Genomic DNA, 17,824 nt, shown 5'->3' with positions numbered 1-17,824 from the left:
CGACTCCGCCGTCGGACCGGGATGCCGCAGCGCTACCACCTGATTCGAATCCTCGTACAGGATCTCCCCTAGACGAGTAAGTCCGAAGTCCCCGTGATGCCCGGACATGGCGGAGGGCGTCGAAGATCATTGTGTGACGAACGATCTGGACGCCCTCCTGACCGCACTGTACGTGAAGATCGATGATGAGTTGACCGGACCGCGGTGGACTGGGCGGCCTCCGGTGTTGACCGATTCGGAACTGGTGTGCCTGGCGGTGGCGCAGTCGCTGCTGGGGTTTACCTCCGAGGCGCACTGGCTGCGGTATGCCCGCAAGCATTTGACCGGCATGTTTCCGTATCTGCCGCAGCAGTCCGGCTACAACAAGCGGCTTCGGGCGGCTCTGGGCTTGGTCAAGCGGGTCGTTCGGATGCTGGCGCGGTCGAGTGATTTCTGGCTCGATGACTGCTGGATCGTGGACTCGACCCCGATACCGTGCGGGATGTCCCGACCCACAGTGGCGCGCTCGGAGCTGGCCGGGTGGGCCGGTTACGGCTACTGCGCGTCGCATTCACGGTTCTACTGGGGTTTGAAACTGTATCTGGTGTGTACCCCGGCGGGGATGCCGATCATGTGGGCCTTAGCAGACCCGAAAATCGGTGAACGCGAGGTGCTTTCGGCGATGCTCGAGGTCGACGCGGTCGTGGCGGGTGAGCACGACGGGATTCTGTTGATCTGCGACAAGGGTTTCGCGGGCCGTGATTTCGAGACACTGCTGGGCGAGTACGGGATCACCATGCTGCGGCCATCCCGCAAGGATGAGAAGGCCCGTTACGGTGAACCGCTGCTGAAGAAGGTGCGGCAGTTGATCGAGTCGGTCAACGACACCCTCAAAGGGCAACTCGACCTGGAAGACCACGGCGGACGCTCCTGCCAGGGCGTCGCGATCCGCGTCGCCCAACGCGTGCTGGCGATGGCCGCCGCGATCTGGCACAACCACACGATCGCCGCACCGGTCACCCGCTCACTGATCGCCTACGACCACTGACCAGGCTTCGGACTTACTCGTCTAGCGCACCGGAATCCAACCGCACCCACCTGACGCCATGCGCGTCAAGGATCGCGAGATACCCCTCCACCCGCGCGATCATCCCCACAGCCGCCGCCTTGAACCACGACGCCGCTCCTGGATGAACCGCACGGTCGTAGATCCCAGGATCCACCTCACTCGGATCAACAAGATTCGCGTTGTACCAATCATTGTTGACCCGCCGAAACCGCTCCTGCTCCCCCGTCAGCACCCCCGCCCGCGCCAATCCATTGACCAGCCCGAACACACCCGGATGCCGACCATGCCGGTTCGCCTCCGCAGCTTCGAACCGCACAAACCGACGCCCGCTCACGAACCTGTTGTACCGCAAAGATGTCAGACCCTACTGCAACACTTCTCGTGGTCAGCGCGACCACTCACTGACCTCTGGAAACCGACATCCTCGGGGGATCTCATGCCATTCGCCGCACTCACCACCATCTCGATCCTCTGCATCACGGCCGCAGCCACCGCCTTGACCGCATCCGTGGCCACCGACTCTCTCGCCACCAAAGCCACCCAAGCCGCCAAATCCTGCTTCATCGGCGACAACCTCCCCACCGACGCCTACTTCACCACCCGCTCCCGCTCCACCCGCCTCTCCCAAATCTCCACCCGCCTAATGACTTCCGGCGTCCTGCTCCTGCTACTCGGAGTGGTCACCTTCGCCCTGGCCGCCTGGCAGCACAAACACACCGGCCACTGAAGCTCCCCGTGATGCAGCAGTAGGCCCGGTTTCGATCGAGTTCGTCGACGGCAACCTTGGCCGATCCCTGGGCGGCAGAGTGCCACTCCTGACCCCGAGACCCAATCGCGCGCACCCGTAGAACTCGTTTCGCCTGCACCCTATCTCGGAATTGCGACACCTACCTGACGGTAGGAGCCTTTCCAGATCGCCAGTCATCGATCCGTTTGCGAATACTCGCCACCATAGGGAGCGTGTCGATTTCACCCGTATCGAACCAGGCCACTTCCGTAGATTCATCGGACACACGGATAGTTCCGCTGAGTGGCCGCCCGAGGAGACATATCGAAAACTCTTGTCGCACTTCACCATTATCGTAGGCAAACACATGGTCGGGGTTCGTGTAGGTGCCGACGATCCCAGTTATTTCGATATCGATGCCGGTCTCTTCTTTGGTCTCCCGGATACCGCACCCCGCGAGCGATTCGCCCAGTTCCATCTTTCCCCCCGGCAATGCCCACATCTCGTTGTCCACGCGGCGCTGCAGCAGGATCTGACCGGTGTCGTTGACTACGACGACCGAAGCCGCGGGCACCAGGCTATTCGCTTTGGGCGCATTGGGATCGTTCTCGTAATCACGTCGTGCCATGCTCGATCGCCTCCCAAATATCGCGGCCTCGGGACCACAACTCTTCGACATGATCGGAGAACCGGTCGAACATGCCGTCGTCTTGCTCACGTCTGAGATGGAACATCGGCGAGTCATGGCCGACTCGTCTCGCGAGAATCGGCGTCATGATCATGTCGTCATCGAACCGAAAAACCGACAGGTTGACGTGCCCGTTCGTGAAACGCCCCGCGATGCCGTCCACTCCTCGCAGCTTGTGTAGTTCGCCGATCGTCACCGCGATACGCGTCGACAATGTAAGTGGGACATTCTCTTCGCGCTCGCGAGCTCGGGTTACGTCATCATTCGGGTCACCGATCAGGAAGCGAATGCGACAACCGTTCGCGGCTTTGCGGCGAAGGATATCGGCCAGATTGGCTTGTTCCAGCCACAAGAAGTAGTTCGTGTAGCCCGCAAACGTCAGCTCACGGCTAGCTTTGGTGATCAACGATCGCCACAGCGCGGCCGGTGCGGCGGATCGGTAGGGAAAGACTTGAACGACTTCGCGATCCGGCCCGGTCTTCAGAGTTAGGCGCACAGCCGAAGGCCACAAGACTGCCTCCTCAGCTTCTAGAACTTCGCATACCGCCCAACGGTGACGAGCGTGCGGTACGCGCATGGGGTTTGCCAACCACCGATTAACCGTTTTCGTGTCGACTTCACATCTTTCGGCGAGCTGCTGTTCGGTGATCTTGGCCTTCGCCATGGCCTGTCGCAAAGCATGGTTCACGGTACGCCTCCTTCCGCCCTCCGGACAGCAGGGACTTTATCGTGAAGCGTCCCAAACGTCCCCGAAACGCAGTAGGAACGCCCCCGCAACTGATCGACGCTGAAGACGTGCCCGAGAGTCGCGCCGACAGCAGTTCCCCGGCAGTGAGCCAAGACTGCTGTCGTCGCCTGCACCACACGACAACAGATGCCAGAAGGGGAGGGTGCGATGAGTAGCGAACTGCCGCAACGCATTCGGGGTAAATACTGCGTACCGCCACGAATGATCGACCTGCCCCCAGTCGAACTCGTCACGCGCGTTGCCGCCGCCGTCGAACGATGGGCGGCCCAGCCAGCTCAGCGCCGAGGTGACGTGAGCTCGGGTATCGGATGCCATGAACGTGAGGCCTGATCATGCAGCAAACCGCATTGCGGACCACGCAAACCCGAGATGGACACAAGGTTGCGGTATGGCAGCTGATCGGGCTTACTCCCCGCATCCTCCGGGTCCAGCTGATTTCCGAAACTTTCACAGCACATCGCCTGCCATCCAAGACACGGCTCCCACGCGCGCAACCAGGAACAATACTGTTCGATGCCTACCCCGATCTGACCGACGCGCGACAGCTGCTTCCCAAACATAGTGATCTGTGGGACGCCCTTCAGCATGACTACTGGGCAGCGCTACTCAATCCGGCCGCTATCAGCCGCAGAACGCCGGGCGCCTAGATCGGATGCCCGAGTTTCCTTGTCCACCAAACGAAATCCCGCCCTCTGTAAAGGCACTGCTTGCCATGTTCCACGAGGACACCGTCGAGAAACTGCAACAGGCCCCCTCGAACAGCCGACCGATACTCCATCGGGCGGACGGTTCGCGGTGTGAGGTCGGCGAGGATGGCTGGCCGACCCACAGCGACGACACGGACGAAGACAACTAATCGCCGTCGCGCCACTCAGAACTGCTGCGGGCGTATCTCGTATACCTCGACATCGACGCCCTACACCTATCCGGAGGACACATCCAATGACTGCCGCCGCTTTGATGAACTGGTCGCCCCGGCGACGCTTGATGCCGCATGTCGAGGTGGTCATTGTCCGAGATCCCAATGGACCAACCGAAGCACAGGTATTCGTCAACGGAGTCGAGCACGAAGCAACCATATTCAACATCGACGCAGGTGCTGGATGGGATTGGAGCGACTGGAAGGAAATCAGAGAATCAAACCTCTCGGCTGCGTCTCCGATAATTCGAACTATCTTGCTGACCGCGTAGGAAAATCCGCCCGGCGGCAAGTACGTCGAACGCGACAACGATGTCGACTGGCTTGACGATCTCCCTCCAAACTCCTTGCGATAGACACTTTCCTGCAGATGAGTGCCGACCGATTCGGTGGTGAAATCAGACAGTAGTGAAAGGAGGTCGCTTGGGTCCAAATGGAGTCGCGGACCAAGGGCGAGGCAGCTCTGGAATGAGCCACGCACGACCAGCGGGATTCTTAGCGACTACTTATGGAGGATCGTGCGTACCAGCGTGTCGATCGTCTTCAGCAGGGCGTTCGGAGGCAGAGAGAGATCGAGCGCGTGGCAGTGGATAGTGATGTTGCAGGTCTTGATGGCGTGTTCGACTGCAGGCTCGTTGCCCTTGGCGTAGATCAGGTGGCCCTCTTTCAAACCGAGAACGGAGCAGTAAGCCAGCATCTGATAGAGGTCGGCTTCGGGAAAGCCCTTCGGCTTCTCGGCCTTGTACTTCGCGTCCACGACCGCCAGCGGGTCGCCATCAGCGTTGCACCAGACTAGGTCCGGGATGAACTTGATCCTCGACGCCGCATCCATGTAATGATCTTTTTGGGTCTTCGGATATCCCCCGAACTGCTGCATCGCCATACTGATCGCGCCGGTGACGAAGTCCTCGTAGATCTTCCACATATCGAATACGAAGCCGGAGACAGCGAGAGGCCCGTGCTGCTGGCCGAACGAACTATTGTCGAGGATTACTTCGGACAGCCGGAGAATATCGTGGTAGCGCAGGTTGAGCCGGTTCAATCCGTACGCTGGTCTTCGTTCACGAGGTGAAACGATCGTTATCTCGTCCAGGATCGCTCGTATGCGACTGAGCTGCTGCCGCGCACCGATGCCGATATCCGGCATGCTGAGCAGGCGTAACGCGGCGAGCAGGATGACCCGATTCTCCGGAATATCCGCCGTGAAGTCGTCGTACTCGACGGCGATCGGGACCGGCAAGCCATAGTTTCTGGTGATCTGCTCCTGGAATCGAACCCGCCCACGTACCACCGACAGCGAGTCCGCAGTAGAGCGGTAGCCGCGCAACAACCCACGCCCGTAAGCATCGGATGCCAAGCGGACAAACGATTCCGCGACCGCCGGAAAGAGTCCGTCGGCCTTAGCGAGTCGGACGAACTCGTCTCGCCAGATCGCAGGGTTCGAACTGTATCCGATGAAGAACAGAATACGATTCAGCTCGGCGATCTTCGGACGCACGTTGATCTGTACGCCGCTCAACCGGACCGAACCAACCTTTTGTCCGGGTTTGATTCTGTACCTACCTCGCGAGATAGGAGTTATCCCAGCAATTTTGACGCGGCGGAGGGCTTCATACTGATCTTCCGAAAGATCGATCATTCCTGGCCGACCATGCTCGACAAGATCGACTGTGAGTATCACGGTTGAGTGTCCGGTTCAGCTTCTTGGGAAGCCACGCGCTGTTCGATCTTGGCCAAAGCATATTCATCGTGCACGTCGATGTCGGTGTTGAAGTGATACTCCTCCATGAGCGGTAGAACAGTGGTGCGCCATGCGATGTCCATCCCGATCTTGGAAGTGACGCCTCGACGCATGAAATACGAAGGGCCGATCTTGAAGTCTTCATCGGCGATAGATTCGTTCAGCTCATCCACGATGTCGGCGATCACTTCGTTCTCCCCATGGTCTTTCAGCCAGTTCCGCAGCACGCTCCTTATCGGTTCCTTCGACGGGTGCAAATGCACAAAGGCGAAACGCCTGCGCATCGCCGAATCGACCAGCGCGACAGAGCGATCGGCTCGGTTCATCGTTCCGATGATCAGCACGTTCTTCGGCAGGCTGAACATTTCAACCTTGTCGGAGTAGAGCAGATTTATGCTCTCATCCCGATATTCCAGCAGATAGTAGAGTTCGCCGAAGATCTTCGATAGATTCCCCCGGTTGACCTCGTCGATGATGAGGACATACAGATTCTCTGGATCTTTCCGCGCAGTAGCAGCCAGTTGGCGCAGCGGGCCCCGGTGGATGTCGTACGCGATCTGACCGTTCTCTGTTTCGACCGGACGGAACCCCTCGAAGAAGTCTTCATACGAATACGAAGGGTGGAACTGCACCATCTTGACATGCTCTGCACCGGCCAGATGCTTCGCGATAGCCTTTGCGAGATAGGTCTTTCCGGTGCCCGGCGGACCATAGAAGATCAGTTGCGGTCGGTCCTGGAGCAGGTCGATGCACTCCTGCAGCCACTCTTTCGGCATGTACAACTGCGCGGCGAGCTCGTCGGTGGCATCAGGGAATTCGGGCTCGATGTGGGCCTCGGCATCGATTGCAGGTTGATCCTCCACGACGGCAGCGTGCCTGGGCCGCCAAGCAAACCCGAACGCCGCGCTCAATATGGAGATCAGCTCCGCGGCATTCTGGCGGTTGAGCTGAATCGACTGACTGCTCTTAGAGCGTGTCTCACGTCGCTGTTTTCCCGGCTTTCGCGAGTTTCTTGTAGCAGGTCAGTGTGGCGGCGAGGGTGAGGAAGCCGAGGTAGTGGGTGGCCTTGCGGTCGTATCGGATCGAGAGCCGGTGGTAGCCGAACAGCCAGGCGATCGACCGTTCGATGACCCAACGGTGGCGGCCGAGTTTCTTGCTGGATTCGATGCCCTTGCGAGCGATGCGGACGGTAATTCCCCTGTCTCGCACCCATTTTCGTAGTTCGACATGGTCGTATGCCTTGTCGGCGTGCAGTTTGGTGGGTTTGCGTCGCCGCGGTCCGCGTCGGGACTTGATCGCGGGGACGGCTTTGACGAGAGGTTTGAGCGCGTCGGCGTCGTTGGTGTTGGCGGCCGATATCGCCACCGACAGCGGCAGGCCGGCACGGTCGGACATCACGTGGATCTTCGAGCCGGCCTTGCCCCGGTCGACGGGGTTCGGGCCGGTCATGGATCCCCTTTTTTCGCCCTGACCGATGCCCCGTCCAGGACCGCGCGTGACCAGTCGATCAAGCCTTGGCTGCCCAGTTCGTCGAGGACCGCCCGATGCAGGCGCCGCCACAGACCGGCCTCGGTCCACGCCGTGAACCGGCGATGCGCGGTGGGCACCGTGACCCCGAACGACGGTGGCAGATACCGCCAAGCGCATCCGCTGGTCAGCACGAACACTATCGCGGTGAACACCGCCCGATCATCCATCGGCGCGGTACCCCCACCCTGCGGGCGCGCCTCGAACCGCGGAATCAGCGGTTCAGTCAACGCCCACAACTCATCCGGCACCAGGCGCCGCGAAAGTTCGTCCACCACAACATGATCACAGGATCAGACCCAGATCCACGTGAGACACGCTCTTAGGTGGAGACTCGCGCTGTTCGGATCCGAACGTCGACAGGTGGACCAGGGTTGCACCGTCAGGATCCTCGATCACCTTGTACTGACAGCTAACGGCGTCCTCGAGCTTGTGCGCTCGAACGTTCTGGGTACTGGGAACAATCTCGCGAATACGGGCCATCTGTCAGCTCTCCCCTAACTACCTCGCCGAACCCCATCATTGCCGCGGTCGGAGCAAAGCGTGCGCGCACCGACCGCCGACTCTCGCGCGCACAAGATCCGCGCAACGCACGGGCCAGGTGATGCGGTAGCACCCGAGTCAGAATAGCGCTCGACTCACACACAATTCCTGAGAAGACGCGGGAAGCGATAGGCGCGGTCGGTCATCGAAGGATCCGACACTCGACTCGGCTGGGGCACGTTCATAGTTGACGGCTGACGTACGTCTCGCCCAAGCCGCGCGGCAAGTCTTCGCGGTCAATGGATCGGATGCCAGCCTGAGAACTCTGGTGATCACCGTCGACCCGATGACTATGGATTCGGACCAGTTGGCCGAGCAGTTGTGGGGCAGCGCTGAAGATCATGGCAGGTCACAGGGGACGGAGGCGGATTATGGCGGTGCCGCGGGATAGGGCTGCGCGGAGGGTGGGGAGGTTTACGGTGCCGTCGGGGTTGAGGTGGATTTTGGCGAAGCGGCCGTGGGTTGGGTTTTGGGTGAGGATTTCGCGGTAGAGGGTGGCGGCTTGGGGTTCGTCGGTGATGACCTCGTGGGTGGCTTGGAGGGTGGTGCCGCGCAGGAGGATTCGGACGGGGACGCCCGGAATCAGGTTGTGGCGCCAGTTGGCGGCGGTGCCGATGAGGAGGTGGCCTTCGTGTTCGGCGTAGCCGACGGGGTTGGCGTATTCGCGGCCGGTTTTGCGGCCGGAGACGGTGATGATGATGAGTCGTTTGCTGAGTAGGGGGTGCAGTGGGGAGCGGAGGATGAAGCGGACGATGGCGTCGCCGGTGCGTTGGATTCGGGATTGGGTGGTGGGGGTTTTTGTGCTGGTCATGGGGGTTGCTCCGCTTTTCGGATAATTACTGAGTAGATACTCAGAAAATACGCCCCGGGTGGGGCATACTGCAAGGGCTGATCGGTGTGAAGAGGAGGTTGCGGTGGCGAAAGCTGCGGATGGAGCGCGGGCGACGCGCGGGCAGCGGGGGCGGCCTTCGACGGGGGTGCGCGAGTCGGTCGTGGTTGCGGCGCAGGAGATTTTGCTGGAGGCGGGGGTGGCTCGGTTGTCCACGAAGGAGGTTGCGAAGCGGGCGGGGGTGGCCGAGTCGAGCATTTTTTATCACTTCGGCGATCGAATGGGGCTGTTGCAGGCGGTGATTCAGCGGCATTTGCGGCCGGTGAAGGACGTGCTCGGGGAGGTCGATGAGGAGCCGGGGTTGCGGGCGGGGCTGGTAGCGCTTGTCGAGGCGTTGGAGGAGTTCTTTCTGGATGCCATCCCGGTAATGGCTGCGGTGCAGTCGGATGTGGAGTTGCGCGCGAAGTTTGCGGAGCGCAGCCGGGAGTTGGATATCGGGCCGCATCGTGCGGTCGACGCGGTTGTCGCGCACCTGTCGATACAGCACGCCGACCAGCGGGTTCCCGGCACGGTGGATCTGCGAGCCGCCGCCCTGCTGCTGGTCGGCGCGGCGCACCAACGAGCATTACAGCGTCATCTGAGCCCGCCCGACGTGATCGCGGCGCTGCCGACGACAGAGTCCATTGTCGATACGGTTATGCCGATCCTCGGCTGACACCGCCGGGCAAGCGGTTACGGCATACCCTCCGTCGCCACGGTCATGTCCGCTCTCGGAGCGGCAAGCTGGCAGTAGCCGAGCGATCACCCCGGCCAACTACCTGACGTTGCGACAATGTGCATGGCTATTCCGCTCGGCATACACCTCATCGGAGCGCTCGAGCTGGCAGTAGCCGACCGATCACCTCAGCCAACTGCCTGACGTCACGACATTGTGCATGGCTATTCCGCTCGGCATACACCTCATCGGAGCGCTCGAGCTGGCAGTAGCCGACCGATCACCTCAGCCAACTGCCTGACGTTGCGGCATTCGTGCATGGTTATCCGCTCGGCATACACCTGGGCGGCGGAGTCGCCGGTGGACCAGGAGCGGGCGGGTTCGGGGTTGAGCCAGTAGGCGTGTTTGGCTCGATCCGACATTGCTTGCAGGGCAGGGATATTGGGGTCGGTGCGGTTGGTGCGGGCGTCGCCGAGGATCAAGAGGGAGGTGCGGGGGCCTAGGGCGTCGAGGTAGTTGTCGACGAAGCCCTGGAATGCCTCGCCGTAGTTGCTGCTGCCGAAGCGGGCGACGTTGGTATGGAGGATGATTCGCGCGGCCAGGTCGGGAGTCGGGGGTTCGCCAGGGGTGAAGTGGGCGGTGATTTCGTCGCAGGTGTCGATGAAGCCGAAGCTGCGGACCCTGCTGAATTGGTCCTGCAGTGCTTGGACGAGTTGCAGGGTGAATTCAGCGAAACCCGTTACGGAGCCGGATAAGTCGGCGAGTACGACCAGGTCGGGACGGCCGTGTTTGCGAGCGCGAAGAACCGGGTCGATCGGCACTCCGCCGGTGGCCATGGATCGACGCAAGGTGCGGCGCATATCGATCTGGCCGCGGACCGCCTTGCGCCGGCGCGCGGCGAGGCGGGTGGCGAGTTTGCGGGCCAAAGGATTTACCAGGCGGCGCATTTCGGCGAGGTCCTGAGTGCGGGCGCCGAGGAAGTCGACCTGGTCGGTGCTGGATTCGACGCCGCGGCGGGCGATGTACTCGGTGCCACGGAGTTGGGCGGAGCGCAGGCGCGCCTCGGTTTGGACGGCGGTGCGGAATTCGCGGAGGCGGCGGTCGGCTTCGATGGTGCGGACGGTGGTGTCGAGATCAGTGCCCATGCTCTCGACGATGCGATCGGTAAGTTCTTCTGGCCGTAGGGATTTCATGGTCAGATAGGAAGACCAGCCCGCACCAGATGCGGTGGTGACCGGGCGTATGGGCTCGCCAGCGCCGACTCCCCCATAGCCACCAAGTGCGGTGAGTGCCTGCCGGGCGAGTTCGGTGACGGCAGCACGGTCGTCTCGAGCGAGTGCGTCCACCAGGCGGTCGCGTAGATCGTCGATGGATTCGGTCGCCGACTGGGTTGCCGGTTGCTCGGCAGTGAGGAAGTAGAGATCGAAGAGCTGATCGAAGACGGCGCGCTGGCAGTTGCGGCGCAGCAAGCAGGCGGCCATGCCGGAGCGCAGGCGGTTGCGGTCGGATAGGCCGAGCGCGAGCATTGCCTCGGCGGCGTCGATGGTTTCGCTCGGGCCCGCGGAGATGCCGTGGTCACGCAGTAAACCGACGAACTCGACCAAACGATCGGTCATAGTGCCGGCGGGCTGCTCAGGGCTGCGCCGCGCGGGTGACGTCACCACTCGGTCCCCTCCCTCGGCAGCCGCACCCATTGTCGGGATCCCGAGCCGTTGCCTCGAAAGGTGCTGATGCCGAGATACGGCGTGGCAGTTGATATATCGTCGCACCGCACGCAGAGCGGTTCTCCACTACACGCGCCCGCCCGCGTCCGTCGGCCCGATCGGCGCCGACCCGCCTCGCCCACCTGCCCCACGCGTCGGCGAGATCCGCACTCGTCGCAGACGCCCGCAAAAGATTTGGATAAACGGTGCGGCAGTTGATGGGCGGCACATTCATGCGCCGTGCATCGCATGCACCTCCATTCGGGCGCGACTCGGATCGCGGCGGCCGCGATCATGACGACCTGCGTTCGTGTAGATCGGCTGCCGGAAGCTCGAGGCGATCGATGGCCGTGCGATGGTCGGCTTGGTATTTGAGCAGTACGCCGAGGGTGGATCGGACGATGGTGCCGGATAGGTTTCGGGCACCAAGAGCTACGAGAGTTCTTGCCCAGTCGACGGTTTCGGCGATCGAGGGCGGTTTGCGGAGGGCGAGCTCGCGGAGGGCGGCGACGGTTCGTACTACCGGCTCCCCCAGAGTCTCATCGAGCTCGGGGACCTTCATGCGGACGATCGCGCGCTCCAATTCCGCTGTCGGATAGTCGATGTGGAGGTAGAGGCAACGGCGTTTCAGCGCTTCGGAGAGGTCGCGGTTGGCGTTCGAGGTGACGATGACGAAGGGCTTGCGGACGGCGGTCACGGTGCCGAGTTCGGGGATGCTGACCTGATAGTCGCCGAGGACCTCGAGCAGCAGTCCTTCGAGCTCGATATCGGCCTTGTCGAGTTCATCGATGAGCAGCACGGTCGGATGCGGATTCCGGATCGCGGCCAGTAGCGGGCGTTGCAGCAGGAATTCTTCGGTGAAGACGTGGTCGCGGGTGCTGTCCCAGCTCACGTTGTCGGTGGCGGTGATCCGCAGCAATTGCTTGGCGTGATTCCACTCGTAGAGCGCGCGGGCCTCGTCGATGCCCTCGTAGCACTGCAGGCGCACGAGGTCGGAGGCGGTGGCGGCGGCGATCGCCTTGGCCAGCTCGGTCTTGCCGACACCCGCGGGACCCTCGATCAGCAGGGGCTTGCCCAGGTGACCGGCAAGGAACACCGCGGTGGCGATGTCGGTGGAGGGCAGGTATCCGGCGCCGGTGAGCCGCCGCGTCACCTCGTCGACCGAGCCAAAGAACTTACTCATCGGTAACAGTCTAGAACCAGCGGATTTCCGCGACGCCCCTGAGGCCGACCCCCACCGCATGGGGGACTCGTCATACCAAATGATGAATCTTCCTGAAATCGTGTTCGCACCATTGCCATCCGACCGGTCGCGGCCGAGTGTGGACGTGCAAATCGTTGCGTCGCCGGGCATCCCCCGCATCCGGCGAGCAACGACGGCGTCCCCGCGGACGCGCAGATAGAAAGGAACCACGGTGTTCTCGAGAACGACTCCCCGCCGATTCACCCGAGTGGCCATGGCCTGCGCCCTCGCCGCAGTCCCGCTGACCGCACTGGCCATACCCGCCTCGGCCGACCCGGCCACCAGCGAACCCGGCGTGACCGAGGTGCGGCACCCGCACAACAACGATTGGGATTGCGACCGCCCCGGCTTCTTCGACGACTGGAGCCACAGCCCCGGCCGTTGGGACGACTGCGATCTCCCGGGCCGCTGGAACGACCCGTGGCGATTCCCCCGCCACCTGTTCCCCCGCGGCACATTCGGCAGCAGCTGATCGAGAGCAGACGGCCCGGCACCACAGGCGCCGGGCCGTTGTCATCCCGACCAACCTTCCGCCCGCCCCCGCAACACCGCCTATCTCTCCAACACCAGCCTGGCAGCCGTCGCATACCCCGTGCGTATCACGCAGAAGCTAGCGGCTATTCCGTCACATCAACGTCACACGCCGGGGATCAAATCGCCTTCGGGTGGGCACGATTGCGCGGCAGTCGTCGACATAGCAGCGAGCCCTGGATCGCGGCCAAAATTCGCGGCAATTCGGCGATAGGCTCCATGCGTTGCGCGAAGTGCTTACTGGATGTGCGACGACCATGGCGCTGCTGGACTCGCGTCCGCACGCGCCCGAGATGCTATGCCGGTAATCGACTTCCGGTCGATCCGGCTAAGGGACACCCCCTACTCCGGCCTCATCGCGGCTCATACTTTCGACTGAAATAACCCCGAATCCCGCTGCGGCAGGAGATTTTTCGGCGCACGCACGTAAGAGTGGAAGAATGACAATGACGCCCCGCTGGATGCTGGCCCAGGTGGCCGTGGCCGCCGCTCTCATCGCTGTCCCCTTGACCGCCTCGGCAATTCCGGCGTCGGCCGCGCCCGCAACAGGTTCCGCCGGATCGGACGACTGTGAAGCACCCGAACACCGAGACGAGTGCGAACAGGCGTGGCGGTACGAGCAAGAGCGGCGGGACAGGGAGGCCCGCGAATGGGCGCACAACCTGAACAACCCGGCGAACCCCATGAGCCCGCTCAACCCCAACAATCCGGCCAACCCGAACAGCCCGCTCAACCCGAACAACCAGCACAGACCGAGCACCAACTAGCCCGCGCCGCGGTGGTCCGGCCTCAGCCGGTCCGGACCACCGCAACGGGAAGTCGCACCCCGGGCCAGCCGCTACAACCCGTCACGGCATCGGCACCCGGAAATGGTTGGGCTCGGCATCGGCGGGCACATCACTCGCCTGCGTGAACCGCTCCACCTCGGCCCGCAATTCGATGAGATGCCGCGCATGCGCATCGAGCGCCTCATCCTCCGCGGAAACCGGAACCCATTGGCGCACCGGCCGCGCCTTACCGTTCTCCTCGACCGCGACGACAACCGCGAGACCGTGCGCGGCGAGCGCCGGTTCATCGGAATGCGTATCCGTCGACGTCACGTGCACGCTGACGTGCATACTCCGCGGCCCGGTGTAAATCAGCCGCGCACTCACCTCGACAATGTGCCCGATGACAATCGGCCGGTAGAACCGGATCCCGCCGAAGTACGACGTAATCACATGCTGCCCAACCCAATCGGCACCGCAGATATACGCGGCCTCATCGATCCACTGCATGGTGCGACCGCCGTGCACCTTGCCACCCCAGTTGATATCCGAAGGCGCGGCCAGGAATCGCAAAATCGACGTCGGCGCTGTACCCGCCGCTGTGTACTGCTGCGCCGCCATCGCCTCCTCGATCCGCTTCCGAACCGAAACCCGCGCTCGCGCTTGCCGATGCCGCTCGAGTTCCAGAATCGATGTCGGATTCCATTGCGGCACTTCGACGGTCCGCCGGTTGTCGTCGATCGCGACGAAGATCGTCAGGCACTGCGCCGTCTGCACCGGCTTGCGTCGCGTGGGATCGGTCGAATAGACGCTGACGAGAATATGCATGCTGGTGCGCCCGGTGTGCACGAGATTCGCGTGCAGTTCGACCAATTCACCGACCGCGATCGGACGGTCCAGGTGAATATTGCCGACGTAGGCGGTAACGCAGTAGCAACCGCTCCACTGAGCCGCCGCCGCATAGGCGACCTTGTCGATCCATTCGAGTAGCTTGCCGCCGTCGACCGAACCGGCGATGCCCGCGTCGGCCGGTTTGACGAGAAAGCGGTGGATGGCCTCAGCACGTTGACCGGCCGTCGCCGGGCTCGGTACGGAAGCGGGGACAAGTGTGGTGGATGAGATGCTCACGACTCGCGATCTGTTCGGCAGAAATGGTTCCGACTCCGATGTCCCCGAAGACGATAGGCAACCGCGCCGCTACGGGCGAGTAGCCGGCTCCGCCGATGCGGCTGTCAGTGAACGTGTCCGGCGCAAGCGAGCGGAGATGCGGCGACGCCTGGTCCGAGGTTTGGCGTTGACGAGGCTGATATCACCGCCGTAGTGGGCGAGGACACGGCGGTCCATGACCGCGCGCCAGATCGGCGGGACGGCGGCCAACAGGATCATGCTCGCATAGCCGGCAGGTAGCTGCGGTGCCTGCTCCGAGCTGCGCAGGGTCTGGTAGCGGCGCCCCGGATTCGCGTGGTGGTCGCTGTGGCGTTGTAGATGGAACAGGAATATGTTCGTGACCAGACGGTCACTGTTCCAGCTGTCACGCGGGGAGCAGCGCGCGTAGTTGCCATTGCGACCGCGTGGGCGAAGCAGTCCGTAGTGCTCGACGTAGTTCACCGTCTCCAGCAGCCCGGCGCCGATCAGCGCCTGCAACGCCAGAAACGGGATCACCGCGGGCCCGAAGAGGACGATCAGCGTGCCGAATAGCGCAACACTCATCGACCAAGCCTGCAGCAGATGATTGTCCAAGCAGAACCAGCGCTTTCCCTTGCGGGAAAGGCGTTCACGCTCCAGAACCAGAGCCGAGCGGAAGCCGCCGATCATAGTGCGCGGCAGGAACTCCCACAGTGATTCGCCGAATCGGGCACTGGCCGGATCTTCCGGCGTCGCGACGCGCACGTGATGGCCGCGGTTGTGCTCGACGAAGAAGTGCCCGTATCCCGATTGCGCCAGTGCGATTTTCGCCAGCCAGCGTTCGAGATGCTCGACTCGGTGGCCGAGTTCGTGGGCGGCGTTGATTCCGATGCCCGATACGAACCCGAGCGTCACGGCAAGCCCCAGCTTGTCGGATATGCTCAGCGCCGGTCTGGCCCAGAGATATCCGGCGATGAGCAGGCCGATGAACTGTAGCGGCAGGAAAAGGTAAGTGCACCAACGGTAGAAGCGATCGTTGGACAAGGACTCGTAATCCTCGTCGCGCGGATTGCTCCCGTCATTCCCGATCGCCCAGTCCAGCAGCGGGATCACCACCAGCACGATGATCGGACCGATCCACCAGAATATTTCGAGGCCGGTATGGACCACGAGTTGTGAAGGAAGTACGGCGCAAGTCGGAGCGATCAACCCCAGTATCCACAGATACCGTTTGGGGTCGCGTCTTTCCGTGTTCTCGAAGATCGACATAGGTGCCTCGGGCCTCCAACAGAACAACACTGACAGGGGGTGGGGCCGCCGAAATCCGTTGCGGTAAAACTGTCGCTCCAGAATAGCTGTGCCCGCGCAGACTGCCAGCAATCTGTCGAAAACCACCTTCTGACCTAACGAATTTCCTGAGCCGAGAGGTGCATCGTCGCCGCGGTCGGGAGAATCGCACGCGGTACTCGATCAGCACACCGGCGGCGGGTTCGGCCTGGAACCGACCCGCCGCCGGAGCATTATGCACCGAAAATCACCGTGCTACGGCAGCGCCGCGCAGTTGGATGGAGCGGGCAGACCCGCGAGCCGATCGGTCAACCATTGCTGCGAGGACACCAGTGACGGGAAGAAGGCGATCACGTGGGTGCCCACGAGTCCGGATGCGGGGGGAATTTCGGCGTTCGATTCCAGCTGAACGGGCACTCCGCCACCACACCAACCGGCGGCCACGTCACGCACCGGCACAAATGGCGCTCCCTGGTCGTTGATGGCCGAGGCGGCAAGTACCGGAATGGCCGGCGCGCGTGTGCCGATTCGCTGCTCGGCGAATGCCGACTGCAACGCCGGGGACCGATCGATGACGGCCGTCAGCGGTTCACCGCTGGTGGTCCACTCCGACGTATTCCCGTGCTCCTGGGCAAGTCCGACCGGGACCGCGCATTTGCCAAGGGATTCCTGCAGGATCGCCTTGCCGAGGTCGTTGAGTTCGGCGTCCAACACCGGGCGAGTTTCCGGGTAGTCGGCGGCAATGCCGTTGAGTATCCAGGCGATCGACGGTGCGAAATCGGCGCGGCCGTCGTTGTAGCCGATGAAGTATTCATCGTCCACCACCGGCCCACCGATGTAGGCGCCGCGCACATTCAGATCGGGGGCGTAGCTCGATTGCAGTTCAGCCGCGCCGGCGGAGGCCATACCGCCCTGCGAATACCCGTAGAGAATGACCGGCGTGCCGGGGTTGAGGCCGGAGCCGGGCAATTGCAGCGCGGCGCGCGCGGAGTCCAGTACCGCGTAGGCCTGCGCTTTCCGGTTCAGATAGTCGTGCACATCGGGCGTGCCGAGGCCGTGATAGTCGGTCACCACTACCGCGATACCACGGTTGAGCAGCGAACGGATTGCCACCAGATCGTATTCGAAGATTATGTCCAATGGCGGCTGGGCCTGGACGATCTGCGTCATCAGCTTCGAGGGCGCACATTGATCGCCCTGTCCCTTGGTACCGCCCGCGTACGCGACCAGCGGCCGCTCACCCGGGCCGGTCCACGGCACGCTCGGCTGCAGATACGTGCCCACAACCGCGGTTCGCGCATCATGGGTATCACTGCTGACGTACATGAGCCGCGTCGCCGCTGCGGGGACCAATCCCGGCTGCCCGGGTGCCGACATCGCCACCGCCGCCGGTTCGGCGCGAACGATGGTGCCCGGCCCGTCCGGAAGCGATGGCGGCGGAAGGTAGAAATCGGCCTCTGCGACCGGTTGCTCCCCGGCCGGTTGCGTCCATGCATGTGGAGCAGTGACAGTACCGCCGCCGACAACAATGAGGGTTCCCGTCAAAGCTGCGGCCAATCCAAATATTCGGCTGCGCACGATTTCTGATCCTTCCTGCGATTTTGGGAGTACCCATGGCATCTAGAATCGGATAGAGAGGTTATCTCCAGGAAGATCGGTTTTCCGTGAATCCCGACCAGAAAC

17 protein-coding genes are annotated in these 17,824 nt (G+C 62.5%); 5 read left to right on the top strand and 12 right to left on the bottom strand.

The genetic code is table 11. The features are described from left to right. The first annotated feature begins 133 nt into the window (after positions 1–133). A complete protein-coding gene (locus ACQPZ2_RS11810; RefSeq protein ID WP_433523587.1) occupies positions 134–1,027 on the top strand; it encodes an IS982 family transposase in 894 nt (297 codons plus the stop codon). A 13-nt stretch (positions 1,028–1,040) separates the two neighbouring features. Here ACQPZ2_RS11810 and ACQPZ2_RS11805 read toward each other — a convergent pair whose 3' ends face one another. Further along, positions 1,041–1,364, bottom strand: a complete 324-nt coding sequence (locus ACQPZ2_RS11805) for a hypothetical protein (RefSeq protein ID WP_433525577.1) — start codon at positions 1,362–1,364, stop codon at positions 1,041–1,043. A gap of 120 nt (positions 1,365–1,484) precedes the next feature. Here ACQPZ2_RS11805 and ACQPZ2_RS11800 point away from each other — a divergent pair, with 120 nt between their 5' ends. Further along, on the top strand, positions 1,485–1,775 hold the full coding sequence (locus ACQPZ2_RS11800) for a hypothetical protein (protein ID WP_433525576.1): 291 nt from the start codon (positions 1,485–1,487) through the stop codon (positions 1,773–1,775). A gap of 160 nt (positions 1,776–1,935) precedes the next feature. Here ACQPZ2_RS11800 and ACQPZ2_RS11795 read toward each other — a convergent pair whose 3' ends face one another. From ACQPZ2_RS11795 to ACQPZ2_RS11770, 6 genes are all read right to left on the bottom strand, one after another. Further along, complete coding sequence (locus ACQPZ2_RS11795; protein WP_433525575.1) at positions 1,936–2,403, bottom strand: NUDIX domain-containing protein; 468 nt, start codon at positions 2,401–2,403, stop codon at positions 1,936–1,938. Then, positions 2,390–3,151: a hypothetical protein gene (locus ACQPZ2_RS11790; RefSeq protein ID WP_433525574.1), complete on the bottom strand. Its 762-nt coding sequence runs from the start codon at positions 3,149–3,151 to the stop codon at positions 2,390–2,392. Before ACQPZ2_RS11790 ends, ACQPZ2_RS11795 begins: the two co-directional genes overlap by 14 nt. A 1,481-nt stretch (positions 3,152–4,632) precedes the next feature. Beyond that, on the bottom strand, positions 4,633–5,769 hold the full coding sequence (locus ACQPZ2_RS11785; protein WP_433525573.1) for an McrC family protein: 1,137 nt from the start codon (positions 5,767–5,769) through the stop codon (positions 4,633–4,635). Positions 5,770–5,807: 38 nt separating this feature from the next. After that, a complete protein-coding gene (locus tag ACQPZ2_RS11780; RefSeq protein WP_433525572.1) occupies positions 5,808–6,734 on the bottom strand; it encodes an McrB family protein in 927 nt (308 codons plus the stop codon). Between the two features lie 115 nt (positions 6,735–6,849). Next, positions 6,850–7,676, bottom strand: a protein-coding gene (locus tag ACQPZ2_RS11775) for an IS5 family transposase (protein ID WP_433520531.1) whose coding sequence is annotated in 2 segments (ribosomal slippage) — positions 6,850–7,326 and positions 7,329–7,676 — 825 coding nt in all. Because the reading frame shifts where the segments join, the coding sequence is not laid out codon by codon here. 614 nt (positions 7,677–8,290) lie between these two features. After that, positions 8,291–8,752 (bottom strand): nitroreductase/quinone reductase family protein, encoded by a 462-nt coding sequence (locus tag ACQPZ2_RS11770; protein WP_433525571.1) that lies wholly within the window; start codon positions 8,750–8,752, stop codon positions 8,291–8,293. A 103-nt stretch (positions 8,753–8,855) separates the two neighbouring features. On the opposite strand from ACQPZ2_RS11770, the gene ACQPZ2_RS11765 reads away from it, so the two are divergent. Continuing rightward, on the top strand, positions 8,856–9,485 hold the full coding sequence (locus ACQPZ2_RS11765; RefSeq protein ID WP_433525570.1) for a TetR/AcrR family transcriptional regulator: 630 nt from the start codon (positions 8,856–8,858) through the stop codon (positions 9,483–9,485). Positions 9,486–9,730: 245 nt separating this feature from the next. Here the strand turns inward: ACQPZ2_RS11765 and ACQPZ2_RS11760 are convergent, their stop codons facing one another. Both ACQPZ2_RS11760 and ACQPZ2_RS11755 read right to left on the bottom strand, forming a co-directional pair. Then, positions 9,731–11,101 carry a vWA domain-containing protein gene (locus ACQPZ2_RS11760; protein ID WP_433525569.1) on the bottom strand — a complete coding sequence of 457 codons (1,371 nt, stop codon included), beginning with the start codon at positions 11,099–11,101 and terminating at the stop codon, positions 9,731–9,733. 379 nt (positions 11,102–11,480) lie between these two features. Further along, a complete protein-coding gene (locus ACQPZ2_RS11755; protein ID WP_433525568.1) occupies positions 11,481–12,371 on the bottom strand; it encodes an AAA family ATPase in 891 nt (296 codons plus the stop codon). A gap of 232 nt (positions 12,372–12,603) precedes the next feature. Between ACQPZ2_RS11755 and ACQPZ2_RS11750 the strand changes: the two genes are divergently transcribed. Both ACQPZ2_RS11750 and ACQPZ2_RS11745 read left to right on the top strand, forming a co-directional pair. After that, positions 12,604–12,903: a hypothetical protein gene (locus ACQPZ2_RS11750; protein ID WP_433525567.1), complete on the top strand. Its 300-nt coding sequence runs from the start codon at positions 12,604–12,606 to the stop codon at positions 12,901–12,903. Between the two features lie 499 nt (positions 12,904–13,402). Further along, positions 13,403–13,729, top strand: a complete 327-nt coding sequence (locus tag ACQPZ2_RS11745) for a hypothetical protein (protein WP_433525566.1) — start codon at positions 13,403–13,405, stop codon at positions 13,727–13,729. Positions 13,730–13,810: 81 nt separating this feature from the next. Here the strand turns inward: ACQPZ2_RS11745 and ACQPZ2_RS11740 are convergent, their stop codons facing one another. The 3 genes from ACQPZ2_RS11740 to ACQPZ2_RS11730 all read right to left on the bottom strand — a co-directional run bounded on the left by ACQPZ2_RS11740 (position 13,811) and on the right by ACQPZ2_RS11730 (position 17,719). Continuing rightward, the gene (locus tag ACQPZ2_RS11740) at positions 13,811–14,857 is read right to left on the bottom strand and encodes an acyl-CoA thioesterase (protein ID WP_433525565.1); all 1,047 of its coding nucleotides are present in this window, start codon (positions 14,855–14,857) and stop codon (positions 13,811–13,813) included. A 69-nt stretch (positions 14,858–14,926) separates the two neighbouring features. Further along, positions 14,927–16,123 (bottom strand): alkane 1-monooxygenase, encoded by a 1,197-nt coding sequence (locus tag ACQPZ2_RS11735; protein WP_433525564.1) that lies wholly within the window; start codon positions 16,121–16,123, stop codon positions 14,927–14,929. A 273-nt stretch (positions 16,124–16,396) separates the two neighbouring features. Continuing rightward, on the bottom strand, positions 16,397–17,719 hold the full coding sequence (locus ACQPZ2_RS11730) for a lipase family protein (protein WP_433525563.1): 1,323 nt from the start codon (positions 17,717–17,719) through the stop codon (positions 16,397–16,399). Positions 17,720–17,824 lie beyond the last annotated feature (105 nt).

Source organism: Nocardia pseudovaccinii, assembly GCF_050942345.1.
In the GTDB taxonomy this organism is placed as follows: domain Bacteria; phylum Actinomycetota; class Actinomycetes; order Mycobacteriales; family Mycobacteriaceae; genus Nocardia; species Nocardia pseudovaccinii.
The sequence above is the reverse complement of the archived record's forward strand: the minus strand, read 5'-3'. Positions and strand labels throughout refer to the sequence as shown.

Excerpts from the sequence above, each read along its gene's own strand:
- ACQPZ2_RS11770 (WP_433525571.1), bottom strand. The coding sequence starts at position 8,752 with ATGACCAGCACAAAAACCCCCACCACCCAATCCCGAATCCAACGCACC.
- ACQPZ2_RS11755 (WP_433525568.1), bottom strand. The coding sequence starts at position 12,371 with ATGAGTAAGTTCTTTGGCTCGGTCGACGAGGTGACGCGGCGGCTCACC.
- ACQPZ2_RS11760 (WP_433525569.1), bottom strand. The coding sequence starts at position 11,101 with ATGACCGATCGTTTGGTCGAGTTCGTCGGTTTACTGCGTGACCACGGC.
- ACQPZ2_RS11800 (WP_433525576.1), top strand. The coding sequence starts at position 1,485 with ATGCCATTCGCCGCACTCACCACCATCTCGATCCTCTGCATCACGGCC.
- ACQPZ2_RS11785 (WP_433525573.1), bottom strand. The coding sequence starts at position 5,769 with ATGATCGATCTTTCGGAAGATCAGTATGAAGCCCTCCGCCGCGTCAAA.
- ACQPZ2_RS11795 (WP_433525575.1), bottom strand. The coding sequence starts at position 2,403 with ATGGCACGACGTGATTACGAGAACGATCCCAATGCGCCCAAAGCGAAT.
- ACQPZ2_RS11745 (WP_433525566.1), top strand. The coding sequence starts at position 13,403 with ATGACAATGACGCCCCGCTGGATGCTGGCCCAGGTGGCCGTGGCCGCC.
- ACQPZ2_RS11735 (WP_433525564.1), bottom strand. The coding sequence starts at position 16,123 with ATGTCGATCTTCGAGAACACGGAAAGACGCGACCCCAAACGGTATCTG.